The 16,042-nt window shown below is 62.0% G+C and carries 13 protein-coding genes; 11 read left to right on the top strand and 2 right to left on the bottom strand.

Translation table 11 applies throughout. The features are described 5' to 3' along the window. Positions 1 to 3: 3 nt before the first annotated feature. On the bottom strand, positions 4 to 438 hold the full coding sequence (locus GYK42_RS25305) for a hypothetical protein (RefSeq protein WP_166449737.1): 435 nt from the start codon (positions 436 to 438) through the stop codon (positions 4 to 6). Between the two features lie 23 nt (positions 439 to 461). Here GYK42_RS25305 and GYK42_RS25300 point away from each other — a divergent pair, with 23 nt between their 5' ends. From GYK42_RS25300 to GYK42_RS25260, 9 genes are all read left to right on the top strand, one after another. After that, positions 462 to 707: a hypothetical protein gene (locus GYK42_RS25300; protein ID WP_166449736.1), complete on the top strand. Its 246-nt coding sequence runs from the start codon at positions 462 to 464 to the stop codon at positions 705 to 707. A 22-nt stretch (positions 708 to 729) separates the two neighbouring features. Further along, positions 730 to 3,390, top strand: a complete 2,661-nt coding sequence (locus GYK42_RS25295) for a TonB-dependent receptor (protein ID WP_240943812.1) — start codon at positions 730 to 732, stop codon at positions 3,388 to 3,390. Positions 3,391 to 3,661: 271 nt separating this feature from the next. After that, positions 3,662 to 3,973: a hypothetical protein gene (locus GYK42_RS25290; protein WP_166449716.1), complete on the top strand. Its 312-nt coding sequence runs from the start codon at positions 3,662 to 3,664 to the stop codon at positions 3,971 to 3,973. A gap of 44 nt (positions 3,974 to 4,017) precedes the next feature. After that, on the top strand, positions 4,018 to 4,905 hold the full coding sequence (locus tag GYK42_RS25285) for a MurR/RpiR family transcriptional regulator (protein ID WP_166449735.1): 888 nt from the start codon (positions 4,018 to 4,020) through the stop codon (positions 4,903 to 4,905). An 80-nt stretch (positions 4,906 to 4,985) separates the two neighbouring features. Then, the gene (locus GYK42_RS25280; RefSeq protein ID WP_166449734.1) at positions 4,986 to 6,308 is read left to right on the top strand and encodes an aspartate aminotransferase family protein; all 1,323 of its coding nucleotides are present in this window, start codon (positions 4,986 to 4,988) and stop codon (positions 6,306 to 6,308) included. 201 nt (positions 6,309 to 6,509) lie between these two features. After that, entirely contained in the window at positions 6,510 to 8,750 is a 2,241-nt protein-coding gene (locus tag GYK42_RS25275) for a serine/threonine-protein kinase (RefSeq protein WP_166449733.1), read from the top strand. Further along, positions 8,747 to 9,307 carry a hypothetical protein gene (locus GYK42_RS25270; RefSeq protein WP_166449732.1) on the top strand — a complete coding sequence of 187 codons (561 nt, stop codon included), beginning with the start codon at positions 8,747 to 8,749 and terminating at the stop codon, positions 9,305 to 9,307. The genes GYK42_RS25275 and GYK42_RS25270 overlap by 4 nt, the downstream gene beginning before the upstream one ends. Before the next feature lie 429 nt (positions 9,308 to 9,736). After that, positions 9,737 to 12,430 (top strand): DNA mismatch repair protein MutS, encoded by a 2,694-nt coding sequence (mutS, locus tag GYK42_RS25265; protein WP_166449731.1) that lies wholly within the window; start codon positions 9,737 to 9,739, stop codon positions 12,428 to 12,430. Next, positions 12,427 to 13,464: a hypothetical protein gene (locus GYK42_RS25260; RefSeq protein WP_166449730.1), complete on the top strand. Its 1,038-nt coding sequence runs from the start codon at positions 12,427 to 12,429 to the stop codon at positions 13,462 to 13,464. The genes mutS and GYK42_RS25260 overlap by 4 nt, the downstream gene beginning before the upstream one ends. Before the next feature lie 192 nt (positions 13,465 to 13,656). Here the strand turns inward: GYK42_RS25260 and GYK42_RS25255 are convergent, their stop codons facing one another. After that, complete coding sequence (locus GYK42_RS25255) at positions 13,657 to 14,202, bottom strand: FKBP-type peptidyl-prolyl cis-trans isomerase (protein WP_166449729.1); 546 nt, start codon at positions 14,200 to 14,202, stop codon at positions 13,657 to 13,659. 93 nt (positions 14,203 to 14,295) lie between these two features. On the opposite strand from GYK42_RS25255, the gene GYK42_RS25250 reads away from it, so the two are divergent. Together GYK42_RS25250 and GYK42_RS25245 are read left to right on the top strand one after the other, a co-directional pair. Beyond that, positions 14,296 to 15,417, top strand: a complete 1,122-nt coding sequence (locus tag GYK42_RS25250) for a cupin domain-containing protein (protein WP_046685839.1) — start codon at positions 14,296 to 14,298, stop codon at positions 15,415 to 15,417. 353 nt (positions 15,418 to 15,770) lie between these two features. Next, complete coding sequence (locus GYK42_RS25245) at positions 15,771 to 16,025, top strand: hypothetical protein (protein WP_071650198.1); 255 nt, start codon at positions 15,771 to 15,773, stop codon at positions 16,023 to 16,025. Positions 16,026 to 16,042: the final 17 nt, after the last annotated feature.

The raw sequence follows: 16,042 nt of genomic DNA, 5'->3' as shown, positions 1-16,042 counted from the left end.
GCTTCAGTCGGCGCCGGCTTTCTCGATCGCCTGCGCGGCAAGCGCGCCGGCCCGCATCTCGCTGGCAAACAGCGTCGCCGCATGCGCAATGGAGCGGGTGGCACGCGCGAGGAAATGCGTCCAGTGCTGCTGCTCGAGCAGCAGCATCTCGATGCAGAACCATACCTGACCGCGCTGCACATGGCCTTTCACCAGCTTGATGCGGCGGTTGACTTCATCGAGCGCGGCACGCACGCGCAGCAACTCTTCCGGCGTATCGATAGTCCACACATTCGGCAACAGCAGTTTCCCAAATTGCGCGTCATCGGCATCAAAGCACAGGACATAGCCCATGCCTTCGAAACGGAAGACGATATCGCCATCGCTGTCGATCTGCGCCTGATATCCGTCCGCTTGCAAGTGCCGCAACAACGGTTCGGTGATAGTGGATGCCAACATGGTGCTTCCTTTCATTGAGTGGGATGGCGACGCCCCATCTGGTGCCGCTGCATCGCTACCTCAACGCCGCCACCGGCAAAAATACAAAACTATTTTCGCCACGTGTGGAGAGCGGGCAAGGCCGGCAGGTGCATGAATGCGACAGGGATACCGGAATTGATATGGACATCGCAAAAGAAGTCATTTGTGGCGCAAAGTCATTCCCCCCTACCATGCTTCCTGAGCCAGTTCCTGCTCTGGCGGCGACTGCCGCAGCGTTCTCAACATAACTAAAATACAGGTGGAGACAAGATGATGCAATTGATGGCAACGGGCACCCGCACGCCCCGAAAAAACACGCGCTTGACCTTGAAGGCGACGGTGGCCGCCCTGGCCGGCGCAGGCCTGCTGAGCAGCGCTTCCGTCTGGGCGCAACAGGCGCCCGCCGTGGACACACCAGTGGAAGAAACGGCAGCAGCACCTGCGCCGACCGACAATGCCGGCATGGCCGTCGTCGCCGTCACGGGCGTGCGCAGGGCAGCGCAAAGCGCGCAGACGATCAAGAAAAACAGCGACCAGGTGGTCGACTCCATCGTCGCCGATGAAATCGGAAAATTCCCCGACAAGAACGTGGCCGAAATCCTCGGCCGCGTGACGGGCGTGCAGATCCGCCGCGAGGGCGGCGAAGCGGGCACCGTCATCATCCGCGGCTTGCCTGGCGTCGTGACCTTGCTCAACGGCCGCGAAATGTTCACCTCCGTGGGGCGCAGCCTGTACCTGGCAGACATTCCAACGGCCATGCTGCAGCGCGTGGACGTGTACAAATCGCAGGGCGCGGACATGGTCGAAGGCGGCACGGCCGGCGTGGTCGACGTGCGCACCAACCGACCGTTCGACTTCAAAGGTTTTACGGCATCGGGCAACGTGCGCGCCGAACACCGCGACAAGTCCGGCTCGACGGACCCGAACGTCGGCGGCATGGTCTCGAACCGCTGGAAAACCCAATACGGCGAATTCGGCGCCCTGCTCGGCCTGTCCTACCAGCGCGGCAGATACTATGACGAGACGATCTGGAACGCCGAACCCGTCAAGCGCCCCGACGCGGGCAACATCACGGGCCCCGATTCCGTCGGCATGATCCCGACCGTGGGCGACCGCAAGCGCTACGCGGCGAACGCCGCCTTCCAGTGGCGCCCGAATTCGCAGGTGGAAGTGTATGCGGAAGGCATGTCGACCCTGATCAAGCACGCGTTCGACAGCCAGTTCTTCGTCGGTTCGCTGCCGTGGGGCCAGAACCCGGACATCACCCTGATCCCCGGCACCAATCAGGCGGCCACGGTGGGCAAGATCGACGGCCCATGGTCGCCGTTCACGCTGGGCTCGACCCAGGCGCGGCGCGACCGCTCGATCGGTTCGCAAGGCGCCATCGGCGCGCGCTGGGACATCACGCCGCAGCTGCGCGCCACGACGGAGCTGGCGCGCACGGTCAGCAACTTCGAGCGCGAATTTCCCATCCTCGACTTCCTCGCCCATCCGACCAGCGTCATCGGCAGCACGAACGTGAACGGCGGCGCGCAGATCAGCTACCCCGGCTACAACATGCTGGACCCGAAGAACTACACCCTGCTCGGCTTCTACGACAATCACAACCACGACGAAGGCAGCTCGACCGACTGGCGCGGCGACGTCACCTACGACATGGACAGCACGGGCTTCTTCCGCGAATTCTCGGGCGGCGTGCGCCTGGCCAAGCGCAAGGCCGAATCGATCCGCGAAAAAAACGGCCAGGGCGGGCTCGCGTCGATCATGACTGCGGACGCGATTCCCGGCTTGGCGTGCGCCTCGCACGACAACACGGGCAACTTCGGCCTGCAAAGCTGGCTCACGCCGTGCCGCGACTTCATGCTCAACAACACGGCCGTGCTGCGCCAGCTGTTTACGGGCAGCAGCGAACGCAGTCCCGACGATCCGATGACCCATTACAAGGATGTGGAAAAAACCAATGCCGTCTACGGCAAGGCGCGCATCGGCTTTGACCTGGCGCAGGTACCGGTCGACGGCACCCTGGGCGTGCGCGTGGTACAGACCAAGCAGGACTTGCAAGGCAATTCCTCGCAAAACGGCATCGTCACGCCCGTGCGCGTAAAAACCTCGGACACGGACGTGTTGCCCAGCATGACCCTGAAAGCCATGCTGCGCCAGGACCTGATCGCCCGCATGACGGCCGGCAAGGCCGTGCAGCGCCCGAACTTCGCCGATTTCAACCCCGGCGTGAGCCTGGGCCAGAGCCTGGAAATGGTGCGCCCGACGGGCAACGGCGGCAACCCCGACCTCAAACCCGTGGAAGGCAAGAACCTCGACGTGGCGCTGGAATGGTATTTCGCGCAGACGGGTTCTGTCACGGCCACCGTGTTCCGCCACAACTTCAAGAACTACATCCTGTCCGGATCGGCCAAGGAAACGTATGGCGGCATCGAGTACGACATCACGCGTCCGCGCAACACCTCGAAGGGCCATCTGCAAGGCCTGGAAATGGCCTACCAGCAGTTCTACGACAAGCTGCCCGGCTGGATGAGCGGCCTGGGCCTGCAGGCGAACGCCACCTACATGACGGGCGAGCTGGAGGAATTGAATGGCAGCGCCCACCCGTTCACGGGCATGTCGAAGTGGTCGGCCAATATCGTCGGCCTGTACGAACAGGGACCGTGGTCGGCGCGCCTGGCCTACAGCTGGCGCGACAAGTACGTCGACGACTACAACTACCGCGGCAAGGGCATCCACCTGACCGTGGCGCCCACCAAGACCCTGGACGCGTCGGTCTCGTACAAGCTCAATCCGAACACCACGGTGACCCTGGACGCGAACAACCTGCTCGACTCGACCTACCGCGACTACCACGACACGCCGGACTATGTGCGCGACGTGCGGCGCTATGACAAGGTCGTAGGTTTATCCGTACGCTGGAGCTTGTGATGGACACCTGACCAAACCGGCTGCGCGGCGCGCTTTGCGGCCGGCGATGCTCACGGCACTACAGTGCCGCTGCGCTTCTCGGCCACAAATCACTGCCGCTCGCGATGGTTTTGTCAGGCGTCGAAACGTCGTTGGAATACATGTCTTCTTCCTTGAGGAGTTTCAGCGCCAGCCGGCAACGGTTGGCGTTTTTTTGCTTTGTGGAATCTATCCGACACAGGAATTGATTTAACGCAAAGTGGCGGCGCCGGGGCGCTTTTATGCTGGCAGCTTGACCATCAAACCCGGCGGGGACAGCATGCGCGATGCACGGCACGTCGACATACAGTTATTTCAACCCGACATTCCGGTGCGGCTCGACATGCGCACGGCGGCATTGGTCGAACATGCGCTGGCCTTGCAGGAAATGGCCGGCACGGGCGCCGCCGCCCTGTTTTTGCATTGCCACGACGTGCCGCTGCCCACCGCCTTGCGCGTGCTGACGACGGGACCGCACCGCAAACCGGCCGGGCCGCACCTGTTTGCCCGCCTGCATCCGCGCACGGCCGCCCTGGCGCAAGGTGCGCCGCTACCGGCGCGCTGACGAATCCTGTACCATCGCCGCAACCTATCCAATGAGGCACGGCGATGCAGGCAGCGACACCCCACGATTCCTATGCGGCACTGATGGACCTGATCAAGGCCCGCCATGCGGAACTAAGCCCGCAATTCCAGGCCGGCGCCCGCTACCTGGCCGACCATCCGGATGAAGTGGCCGTCTCGTCGATGCGCAGCATCGCCGCGCGCGCGCAGGTGCAATCGGCCGCCCTCGTGCGCCTGGCGCAGCAACTGGGCTTTGCCGGCTGGCCGGAACTGAAAGCCATCTTCGTCGAACGCCTGCGTGCGGGGCCAAGCGGCTACGCGGCAAAAGCCGGCGCGCTGGCCGGCAAGGTCGGCGACCTCGTCACCGAAGTGTTCACGGTGCAGCAGCGCAACCTGGCCGCCACGGAAAGCGCCAACCACGCCGCCCTGGAGGCGGCCGCCGCTCTGCTCCAGGCGGCACCCCGCGTGCACGTGGCCGGTTTTCGCGCCGCCCACCCGATCGCCTACACCCTGCACTACCTGTACCGCTTGCTGCGCCCCAGCGTGCAGCTGCTGAGCGGCCAGGGCGGCACCCTGGAAATGGACTTGCGCGCCCTGCAGGCGGGAGAAGCCGTCGTCGTCGCCAGCTTCGCGCCGTATTCGAGCGAAGCGCTGCTGGTGGCGCAAGCGGCGCGCCAGGCCGGCTGCCAGGTGGTCGCCATCAGCGACAGCGCCATGTCGCCGCTGGCCCTGCAGGCTGACGCCAGCATCGTCATCGCCGTCGACAGCCCCTCGTTCTTCCCTTCCATCGTGGCCGGCGTCGCGGCCGTGGAAAGCCTGGTCGAACTGCTGGTGGCGCGCGCGGGGCCCGATGCCGTCATGGCCATCGGCGCGGCGGAAACCCAGCTGCGGGCGCTGGGTGCTTATACAAAAACATCAAATGATGTAAATTAAAAACAAATACATCGATCGTTGCAATGCGGCGCAACGCCTCCTATAATCGGCCATCCTCTTGCCGATAAGAAAGCGATGCCATGAGCCATGTCTTCCACCGCAGCTTGACCGCCAGCTATCCAGTCGCCACGGGCGGCGATGGCCCTTACCTGATCGATGCCGATGGCAAGCGCTACCTGGACGCCTGCGGCGGCGCGGCCGTCTCCTGCCTCGGCCATTCGGATGCGGCAGTGATCGCCGCCGTGCAGCAGCAGATTGCCACGCTGGCGTACGCGCATAGCTCCTTCTTTACCAGCGAGCCGATGGAGCAGCTGGCCGATTTCCTCGTCGCCCGGGCGCCAGCCGGCATCGACAGCGTGTATTTCGTCTCGGGCGGTTCGGAAGCGGTGGAAAGCGCGCTCAAGCTGGCGCGCCAGTATTTCGTGGAACGGGGCCAGCCGCAGCGCCGCCGCGTCATCGCACGCCGCCAAAGTTATCACGGCAACACTCTGGGCGCGCTGGCCACGGGCGGCAACGCCTGGCGCCGCCAGCAGTTCGAACCGCTGCTGATTGGCGTGACCCACGTTTCCCCGTGCTACGCCTGGCGCGACCAGCAGGCGCATGAAACGGATGGCGACTACGTGGCGCGCCTGGGCCAGGAGCTGGAAGACAATATCGCCGCACTGGGCGCGGACAACGTCATGGCCTTCATCGCCGAACCCGTCGTCGGCGCCACGGCCGGCGCCCTGCCCGCCGTCGCCGGCTATTTTGCGCGCATGCGCGAGATCTGCCAGCGTCACGGCATCCTGCTGATCCTCGACGAAGTCATGTGCGGCATGGGACGCACGGGCAGCCTGTTCGCCTGCGAGCAGGAAGGCATCAGCGCCGACCTGATCTGCATCGCCAAGGGCCTCGGTGCCGGCTACCAGCCCATCGGCGCCGTCATGGTATCGACGGATATCCGCGACACCATCCGCGCCGGCACGGGCTTCTTCCAGCACGGCCACACGTATATCGGCCACGCCACGGCCTGCGCCGCCGCCCTGGCCGTGCAGCGGCAGATCGAGGAACGCGATTTATTGGCCAACGTGCGCGCCATGGGCGGCTTGCTGCAAGAGCGCCTGCGCCAGCGTTTCGGTAGCCATGCGCACGTAGGCGACATCCGCGGCCGCGGCCTGCTCCTGGGATTGGAACTGGTGCAGGACCGCAATACCAAACAGCCGTTCGACCCGGCCCGCCGCCTGCACGCCCGCATCAAAACGCAAGCCATGCAAAACGGACTGATGTGCTACCCCATGGGCGGCACCATCGACGGCCTGCACGGCGACCACATTCTGCTGGCGCCGCCCTACATCATCGACGCCAGCCATGTCGATGAGATCATCGACAAGCTGGGCGCGGCCATCGATGCCTGTGTGGCGTAGCCGCGCATGCCTGCGGCAGAACCGCGCAAAGGCGACTGCCAGTAGTTTTTGTTCACTCCTTGCCAATATTAATTGACTTATTTTAAACAATCGTTTTAAATCAGGAAGTTACTCAAAATCAATCATCTTGGGCATTCAATCATCGCATTACCCCTTTTCGATGCTTGACGCTCACGTTGATGCACTCTGAAGCCAAGGTATATGGAACTGCTCGACTCCCTGCGTCAGCCCCCACTGCAAGACGACACGATCAGCGGGCACTATGAAGTGCGCCGCTTGCTGGGCGAAGGCGGTTTCGGTCACGTATTCGAAGCCTGGGATGCCAAGCTGTGCCGTAGCGTGGCGCTGAAGCGCCTGAAACCGCAAGCCGACGTGCTGCATCCGGAAAAACTCATCAATGAAGCGCGCCTGGCCGCCTCGCTCAGGCATGCGGCCTTCGTGCGCATTTTCGCCATCGAGGGCCAGGGCACGGGCCAGTCCATCGTCATGGAGCTGGTCGAAGGCCAGACCCTGGGCCAGTTCATGCACGGCGGCAAAGCGGACTTGCATGCCGCGCTCGACATCGCCTACCAGATCGCCGACGCCATGGACGAGGCGCACGCCATGGACCTCGTCCATGGCGACCTGAAACCGTCGAACCTGATGCTGGAAGCGGACGGTCAAGTGCGCATCCTCGATTTCGGCCTGGCGCGCCACATCGACCCGCAAGCCACGCAAACGACCACCCTGTGCGACCTGCAGGGCACCATCGCCTACATGGCGCCCGAGCGCCTGATGGGCCGCCTGCCCGACACGCGTGGCGACGTGTATGCCTTGGGCGCCATGCTGTACGAAATGCTGGCCGGCCAGCGCCACTTCGCCCACCTGAACGGCCTGGCCCTGGCCGCCGCCCACATGCAGGCGACGGAACCGTGGCCCGACCTGCCCGACTCCGTCCCGCCCGCCATCAACGCCCTCGTGCGCGCGATGACGGCGCACGACCCGGCCGAACGGCCACGCACCATGCGCGCTGTGCGCGAGGCGCTAGGCGCGCAGCACGGCGAAGCGCCCACCTTGACCACGCCCCTGGCTAACGAGATGCCCGCGAAGGAAAAACCGCCCGCCAGCGTCTCCATCCGCCTGCCCCTGCCCCGCAAGCGCACCCTGCAGTGGGGTGCGGGCGTGGCACTGGTGGCCGTATTGGCAGGATGGCAGTTGCCTAATATCATTCCTGCCGTCAAATCGTTCGTCACGGGGGAAAAAGCGCCCGCGCCCTATTCGGAAATGGCCAGCATGGCGGCGGGGATGGAAGCGTTGCGGGTGTTTGACCGCGATACGAGCCAAAACCAGGCGATCGAGCATTTCACAACGGTGCTCAAGCATAATCCAGACAATGCTGCGGCATCTGCAGGCCTGTCACTGGCTTACAGCCTGCGCTATGCTGGCAATGGTCGCGACGACACTTGGTTGCAGCTAGCAAATGCTGCGGCACAGCAAGCACTCGCATCGGATAATCAACTGGCACTTTCCCATGTGGCGCATGCCTGGGTACTCGAATTTCAAGGCAAGCGGGCGGAGGCGTTGAATGCAACAGCCAACGCATTGAATCTTGATCCGCAAAATTTGCTGGGACTGGTGGGCAAGGTACGCCTATTGATTCATATGAGCAAATTTGATCTGGCCAAACCCGTACTGGACAGCGCGATCGCACTGCATCCGAAGGAGCGCCTGCTTCCGATGTTCATGGGCATCATGCTGTATCGCCAAGGCGAATACGCCAGCGCGGAACAGGCGTTACGCAAAAGTATAGAACTCGATCAGCGTTCGACCAGCGCGTATGCGTATCTGAACGCAGTCCTTTTACGCCTCAACCGTAGCGATGAAGCCTTGCGCGTGCTCCAACAAGGCCTGCAGTTCCAGCCGCACTGGGAACTGTATAGCAATCTGGGAACATCGTTGTTTGCCAAGGAGGACTATCTGGGCGCTGTAAAGGCGTTTGAAAAGGCCGTATTGCCCAGCAATGGCAATCCAGGGTTTTATCAATTATGGGCAAATCTTGCTGATGCACAACGCTGGATACCTGCGCAGAAAGAGGCCTCGCAGCAGTCTTATCGGCGCGCCATTGAACTGCTTACGCCAGTCCTGGCGCGCATGCCGGACGACGCGACACTCAACTCGCGCATGGCGCTGTTTTCGGCCTATGTAGGCGCAACCAAGCAGGCGTTGACGAGTATGGAAAAAGCACTCGCCATCGCCCCTCAATTGCCAGATGTCCAATTCCGGGCGACTTTGACCCATGAACTTACAGGCAACCGCACTGCAGCTTTGGCAGCCCTGCAGGAGGCCACCAAGCTGGGCTACCCACTCAACCTGATCGAGTCAGCTCCCGATCTGTTGAACCTCAGGCGAGATTCTCGCTATCAGCAACTTATGACCAATATGAAAAGAGATCGTAGAACATGACGCCTGTCAGCCCTTGGATGAAATTATCCGTACATTTTGATGCAGACCAGATCACAAACCAACTCGACTATAGCTTTACTTCATGCGACGGGACAGCCGACCCGCGCCATGGTCCATATATGGGTGGGGTGCATTTCCAGAAAGGACAACATGTTTATCTTGATGTCACCTGTTGCGGCTCCAAGGATGGTGGCTTTACCGCCTTCCAGATCATAGATTGCACCATTGTCACCGTACCGCAACTACTGCAGATCGGCCCGAAAGTACCGACTGTTTATTCCCTTCCATCACCATTTCTTCAAGCAATAGGCGCCACCTACAGCCTGCCGCTGGACTTCGAATCTCATTTGCTGCCGCCAGACCCGGCCCAGCCCGGCCTGCGGCACATTCGCCAGGAATGGAAGCATAACCTGGATGTAGGTCATGCAAACGGTCGCTGGGAACTGTCTTTTGTCATGACGGTCCGTATCACCCGCAGTGAAGGCGACCAGACTGAGTTGCGTGTGTTTTCATTCGACCCAGAAAGCTCCGTCGGCGACGCCTGGGGCCAGGGTTAATTTCAGCAATCCACGGTTGTCTCACAGCCGGTGACGGCTTAAAAGCTTCCTGCCAGTTTTCGGGCCAAGACATCCTTGGTGTTTTGGCCCGCATGGCGATAGCGATGCAAACGTATTACAACCTGCCCCACCACGCAAGGACTGGCGCAAAACACGGCTATCTCGCCCATCCTTGCAGTCTGTCTGGGAACTGGGCCATTGAACGCACCTTGTCCAGTCAGATACGCTACTGGTGCATGCTACCTGGCAGCGCCACCGGCGCGGCTTTTTCACACCCGCACGCAATACGCCGCCCCGCCCGCCGAAAGCGGTAAAATGACGGCCTTGAACCCAAGCTCCGCCCCTCTGGCGCGGCCTTGAATGCACATAGCACCACCCACAGCCCGGCAGGCATGCCTTCCCTGCCGCCGGACCAACGACAAAGAACACATGACCACCGCCCCAAAAGAAATCAACGCCGCCGCGGCAAAGAAAAATTCGGCTGAAAAGCTTACGCCAATGATGCAGCAATATCTTGGCATCAAGGAAAACCACCCGACGATGTTGGTCTTCTACCGCATGGGCGATTTCTACGAGCTGTTTTTCGAGGATGCGGAAAAAGCGTCGCGCCTGCTGGGCATTACCCTGACGGCGCGCGGCGTGGCCAGTGGCAATCCTATCAAGATGTGCGGCGTGCCGTTTCATTCGCTCGATGGCTATCTGGCCAAGCTGGTCAAGCTGGGCGAGTCGGTGGCCATTTGCGAACAGATCGGCGACCCGGCCACCAGCAAGGGTCCTGTCGAGCGCAAGGTCATGCGCGTCGTCACGCCCGGCACCTTGACGGATGCGGACTTGCTGCCAGAGAAGGCCGAGCGCCCGCTGCTGGCCATGTGCAGCATCACGCAGCGCAAGACGGTGACGACGGGCCTGGCCTGGCTGTCGCTGGCCAGCGGCGCCTTGAAACTGATGGAATTTTCCGGCGACGCATCCACCGTGGCCGTGCGCCTGCAGCAGGAGCTGGAACGCATCGTGCCGGCGGAAATTCTCAGCGGCGACAATGGCAACCTGTTTGACGACTACGCGGGCACGCACATCAACCGCGTGCCGGACTGGCATTTCGACGTGGTCGGCGGCCACAAGGCCCTGCTGGATCAATTGGGCGTGGCGACCCTGACGGGCTTTGGCGCCGATGGCCTCGGCGCCGCGTTCGGCGCGGCCGGCGCGTTGCTGCGCTATGCGCAAGCTACGCAGGGACGCGGCCTGCAGCACGTGCGCTCCCTGACGACGGAAACGGAAAGCGAATTCATTGGCCTGGACGCGGCCACGCGGCGCAACCTGGAGCTGACGGAAACCATCCGCGGCCAGGAGTCGCCTACCTTGTTCTCCTTGCTGGATCATTGCCGCACGGCGATGGGTTCGCGCATGCTGCGCCACTGGCTGCACCATGCGCGGCGCGACCAGAAGGTAGCGCGCGCGCGTCATGAAGCCATCGCCGCGCTGGCGCAAAGCGAAGCGGCCGCTCCGCTCGCCGCCACCCTGGCGCAAGTACCCGATATCGAACGCATCACCACGCGCATCGCGCTGCTGTCGGCGCGTCCGCGCGACCTGGCCGCCCTGCGCGATGGCCTGCTGCAACTGCCGGCCCTGCGCGGCGACGTCGTCCGTTGTTATGGTCCCGGCCAGGGCGGCGAAACCGGCTTGCTGGCCGCCATCCACACGGCCCTGGCGACACCGACCGCCTGCCTGGACTTGCTGGTGCGCGCCGTGGCGCAGGAACCAGCCGCCATGGTGCGCGACGGCGGCGTGTTCGCCACCGGTTTCGATACGGAACTCGATGAATTGCGCGCACTGTCGGAAAACGCGGGCCAGTTCCTGCTCGACCTGGAAACGCGCGAACGGGCCCGCACGGGCATCGCCAACCTGCGCGTGGAATACAACAAGGTGCACGGCTTCTATATTGAAGTCACTCACGGCCAGACGGACAAGGTGCCGGACGACTACCGCCGCCGCCAGACCCTGAAAAACGCCGAGCGCTACATCACGCCGGAATTGAAAGTGTTCGAAGACAAGGCCCTGTCGGCGCAAGACAAGGCGCTCGTGCGCGAAAAGATGCTGTACGACCTGCTGCTGGCCGACCTGGCGCCGCACATCGGCACTTTGCAGACCATTTCGCAAGGCCTGGCCCAGCTCGACACCCTGAACGCGCTGACGGAACATGCGCAGCAGCACAACTGGGCTGCGCCACAACTGGTCGACGAGCCGTGCATCAACATCGTCGAAGGCCGCCACCCCGTGGTGGAAAAGCAGATTGAGCGCTTCATCGCCAACGATTGCCGCTTCGTCAACGAGCGCCGGCTGCTGTTGATCACCGGCCCGAACATGGGCGGTAAATCGACCTTCATGCGCCAAGTGGCATTGATCACCCTGCTGGCCTACGTGGGCAGCTACGTGCCGGCCGCTTCCGCCACCATCGGCCCCATCGACCGCATCTTCACGCGCATCGGCGCCACCGACGACTTGGCGGGCGGACGTTCGACCTTCATGGTGGAAATGACGGAATCGGCAGCTATTTTGAACGGCGCCACCGAACACTCGCTGGTGTTGATGGACGAAGTGGGCCGCGGCACCTCCACCTTCGACGGACTGGCCCTGGCGTGGGCCATCGCGCGCCACCTGATTGATACGAGCCGCAGCTTCACCCTGTTTGCCACGCATTACTTTGAGCTGACGCAACTGCCGGACAGCCACCCGAGCGCCGCCAACGTGCATCTGTCCGCCGTCGAGCACAAGGACAGCATCGTCTTCCTGCACGCCGTGCAGCCTGGCCCCGCCTCGCAAAGCTACGGCTTGCAGGTGGCGCAACTGGCCGGCGTGCCGCAGCCCGTGATCAAGGCCGCGCGCAAGCACCTGGCGCGCCTGGAAGCGCAGGCACTCGACGCCACGCCGCAGCGCGACCTGTTCGCCGCGCCGGCAGCCGATCCGTATGCGCAAGAGGAAGAAGAGGAAGCATCGGCGCCGCTGGCCGCATTGAACGCGGCGCAGCAAGCCTTGCTCGACGCCATCGCCGACCTCGATCCCGATGCGCTCACGCCGCGCGATGCGCTCGAGCAGCTGTATCAGTTGAAACGGCTGGCCGCCGCATGACCTGCCGGCGCAGCGCGATCCACCTGCTGGCCGCCGGATTGCTGGCTGCCAGCCTGCCATGGCAAGCGGCGCTGGCCGCCCAGAGCGACCAGGCCGGCTTCGAGTTTGCCGTGCTGGGCCATTCCTTCAACGCCGGGCCCGACGATGGCCCCCTGAAAAAAGCCATCGCCGATACCAGCGCCTTCAATGCATCGTTCGTCGTGGCGACCGGCATCAAGGCGGCCAGCGAATCGTGCAGCGACAAACTGTACAGCCAGCGCAAGGACTTGCTGGACGCCAGCGGCCCGCCGCTGATCGTCTCGTTGTCGGCCAGCGACTGGGCGAACTGCCGCAACTCGCGCGGCAGGGTCAACGCCATCGAACGCCTGAACCGCTTGCGCGACGTGTATTTCGCCGACGACCAGAGCCTGGGCCAGCGCAAGCTGACCCTGTCGCGGCTGTCATCGACGGCGAAGTTCCGCAGCTATGCGGAAAATGCCCACTGGGAATATGGCGGCGTGCTGTTTGCCACCATCAACCTGCCCGCGAATAACAACCATTTCCTGCCAGAAGCGGGACGCAACAGCGAGTTCGAAGACCGCCTGGTCGCCAACCGCTCCTGGCTGCAGCGCCTGTTCGCCATGGCGCAGCGCAAGCAGCTCGACGGCATCGTGCTGTTTTCCGATGGCGACATGGGCGTGCTCGACGAAGACGACAATTCGTTGCTGCCCAGCTTCAGCTCGAAACAGGACGGCTTTGCCGGCCCGCGCAAGCAGGTTCGTACCCTGGCGAAGAAGTTCAGCGGCAAGGTGCTGCTGGTCGATACGCAGCGCGATGGCGAGGCGGACGGCAAGGAAGGAAAGAGTAAAAAGGCCGCGGCCAAGGCAGGCGGGCCGAAAATCAGCTGGAAAGGCAACCTGGGCCACGTCAGCATCGACAACGACTGGTCCGCCATCGCCGTACGGCCAGGCAAGACCCCATTCTTTGAGGTGCGTCAACGCGCCGTCAGGCCATCGGCGCAAGCGCGCGCCAAGGCGTCGACTGCGCGCAGATAAACATGCGCCACAATAGATAAAGGCCGACGCAAAGCCAGCCTTTATCTATCCAACCCACCAGCGTCACGGCGCCTGACAAAACCGTAGCGAGCAGCTGCGCGGCGTGGCCGAGAAGCGCAACCGTACTCTAGTACGGTGAGCATCGCCGGCCGCGCCCCGCTGCGCGCAGTAGGTTGGTCAGGCGCCTCCAGATTAGTGAATTGGATGGGTGCGGAAGTGATCGCCTTCGTCACCCTCTTCTTCATCATCACCATGGTCGTGGCCGTGTGCGCCATGCACGTGGCCATGGGCGATTTCTTCGTCGGTGGCGGCGCGCACGTCAGCGACGGTCAGCGAGAAGCGCAACGCGATGCCGGCCAGTGGATGGTTACCATCCAGCACGACTTTGTCATCGGCGATGTCGGTGACCGTGAAGATCATCGCTTCTTCGTCCGGCGAATCGCTTTCCGGCATGCCTTCGAACTGCATGCCCACTTCCAGCGGCTCAGGCAGGCGATTGCGCGGCTCGACTTTGACCAGGGCTGGATCGTATTCACCGAAAGCATCATCCGGTTCGATCTGAATCGTGTTGGAATAGCCAACTTCCTTGCCGTCGAGCTCCTCTTCGATCTTCGGCAGGGTGTTTTCATAATCACCGTGCAGGTAGACCATCGGCTGGCGGCCGTCTTCGATCAGATTGTCTTGCGCGTCTGACAGTTTGTAGTTGACAGTCACGACCGTATTTTTGGCAATCTTCATTATGCTTCCTTTCATTGTATAAGCTGGCAAATTATACCTTCACGCCGCCAACGGCAGGCGCATTCCTGCATTTCCGGTTGTTATAATGGGCGCATGAAAACATTAACTCTCCTCGGCGATATCACGCCGGCGCAATTCCTGCGCGACTACTGGCATAAAAAGCCCTTGCTGATCCGTCAAGCCGTACCCGGCTTCAAGGCGCTGTTCGATTTCAAGGCCCTGGCCGAGCTGGCTACCCTCGACCACGTCGAATCGCGCCTGGTCAGCCATGCGGATGGCCACTGGAACATGCAGCAAGGTCCGCTGACCAGCCTGCCTTCGCTGAAACAGAAGGAATGGACCCTGCTGGTGCAGGGCGCCAACCTGCACAGCGCCAAGGCCGACGCCCTGCTGCGCCAGTTCCGCTTCCTGCCGGACGCGCGCCTGGACGACCTGATGGTCAGCTTTGCCACCGATGGCGGCGGCGTGGGCCCGCATTTCGACTCCTATGACGTGTTCCTGCTACAAGGCCAGGGCAAGCGCCACTGGCGCATCGGCGCGCAGAAGGACCTGAGCCTGATCGACGGCTTGCCGCTGAAAATCCTCAGCAACTTCACGCCCGACGAAGAATTCACCCTGGAACCGGGCGACATGCTGTACTTGCCGCCCCACTACGCGCACGACGGCGTGGCCATCGGCGACTGCCAGACGTATTCGATCGGCTTCCGCTCGCCATCGTTCCAGGAACTGGGCGAAGCCTTCCTGCAATTCATGGCCGATTCGATCGACTTGCCGGGTATCTACAGCGATCCCGACCTGAAAGCGTCGGGCAAGCCGGCGGAAATCCCCCGCGACATGCTCGCCACCATCACGGAAGAAATGAACAAGGTGCGCTTCACGGAAGAAGACGTCACCATCTTCCTCGGCGAACACCTGTCGGAACCGAAGCACAATGTGTTTTTCACGCCGCTGTCCAAGCCGCTGACGGTAGGCCGTTTCGCGGATGCCGCGCAGAAAAAAGGTGTCGTGTTGTCACGCAAGACCCTGATGCTGTATCGTGGCAAGAATGTCTTCATCAATGGCGAATCGTTTGCCATTGGCAAGGCCGACAAAACGGCCCTGGAAACCCTGGCCAACGAACGCGCCCTCGACGGCGCCGCCGTGGCCCAGGCTTCCGATGACGTGATGGATGCCTTGTATACCTGGTATCAGGATGGCTGGATCGAACTGGCTTGAATGATCGTGTCGTAGCAAAGTGGTATTACAGTAGGTAAAAGAACAGCTTCTGCGCCAGCGCAAAGAAAGATATTATTTTTATATCGTTTTGTCGCGCTTTCGCAAATCGCTTACACTTGCTTGCAATTTGCTTCGGCAAATATTGCGATATCACAAAATAGTTGCGAATTTGCCTCTTGCTCCTATTGCGACGCACCAAAAATCGCTATAATATTCGGTTAGGAAGTTTCCGTTGTCTGGCAGGCACCACCTGGTACGAAAAGCCTTCGAAGACGACCTAACGAGCGATAATTACCGGTAATTATTCATCGCAACAATATTGATTTATTTTTTGAAATAATTAAGGAAAACAAATGAAAAAATCCCTGCTGATCGCCTCCCTGATGGTTGTTGCTCTGGCTGCTTGCAGCAAAAAAGAAGAAGCTCCTGCACCAGCACCAGTAGTTGAAACCCCAGCACCAGCACCAGCAGTTGAAGCTGCTCCTGCTGCTGCTGCTGACGCTGCTGCTTCGGCCGCTACCGACGCTGCTGCTGCTGCTTCGAGCGCTGCTTCGGCCGCTTCGGACGCTGCTGCTGCCGCTTCGGCTGCTGCATCGGCTGCTAAGTAATTTAGCACCCCGCACTA

Source organism: Janthinobacterium lividum (genome assembly GCF_011601275.1).
Taxonomy (GTDB): domain Bacteria; phylum Pseudomonadota; class Gammaproteobacteria; order Burkholderiales; family Burkholderiaceae_D; genus Janthinobacterium; species Janthinobacterium lividum_E.
The sequence above is the reverse complement of the archived record's forward strand: the minus strand, read 5'-3'. Positions and strand labels throughout refer to the sequence as shown.

What these genes read in the sequence shown, in the direction of transcription:
- mutS (WP_166449731.1), top strand. Translation starts at nt 9,737, where the DNA reads ATGACCACCGCCCCAAAAGAAATCAACGCCGCCGCGGCAAAGAAAAAT.
- GYK42_RS25260 (WP_166449730.1), top strand. Translation starts at nt 12,427, where the DNA reads ATGACCTGCCGGCGCAGCGCGATCCACCTGCTGGCCGCCGGATTGCTG.
- GYK42_RS25300 (WP_166449736.1), top strand. Translation starts at nt 462, where the DNA reads ATGGCGACGCCCCATCTGGTGCCGCTGCATCGCTACCTCAACGCCGCC.
- GYK42_RS25270 (WP_166449732.1), top strand. Translation starts at nt 8,747, where the DNA reads ATGACGCCTGTCAGCCCTTGGATGAAATTATCCGTACATTTTGATGCA.
- GYK42_RS25245 (WP_071650198.1), top strand. Translation starts at nt 15,771, where the DNA reads ATGAAAAAATCCCTGCTGATCGCCTCCCTGATGGTTGTTGCTCTGGCT.
- GYK42_RS25255 (WP_166449729.1), bottom strand. Translation starts at nt 14,202, where the DNA reads ATGAAGATTGCCAAAAATACGGTCGTGACTGTCAACTACAAACTGTCA.
- GYK42_RS25295 (WP_240943812.1), top strand. Translation starts at nt 730, where the DNA reads ATGATGCAATTGATGGCAACGGGCACCCGCACGCCCCGAAAAAACACG.
- GYK42_RS25285 (WP_166449735.1), top strand. Translation starts at nt 4,018, where the DNA reads ATGCAGGCAGCGACACCCCACGATTCCTATGCGGCACTGATGGACCTG.
- GYK42_RS25275 (WP_166449733.1), top strand. Translation starts at nt 6,510, where the DNA reads ATGGAACTGCTCGACTCCCTGCGTCAGCCCCCACTGCAAGACGACACG.
- GYK42_RS25280 (WP_166449734.1), top strand. Translation starts at nt 4,986, where the DNA reads ATGAGCCATGTCTTCCACCGCAGCTTGACCGCCAGCTATCCAGTCGCC.
- GYK42_RS25250 (WP_046685839.1), top strand. Translation starts at nt 14,296, where the DNA reads ATGAAAACATTAACTCTCCTCGGCGATATCACGCCGGCGCAATTCCTG.
- GYK42_RS25305 (WP_166449737.1), bottom strand. Translation starts at nt 438, where the DNA reads ATGTTGGCATCCACTATCACCGAACCGTTGTTGCGGCACTTGCAAGCG.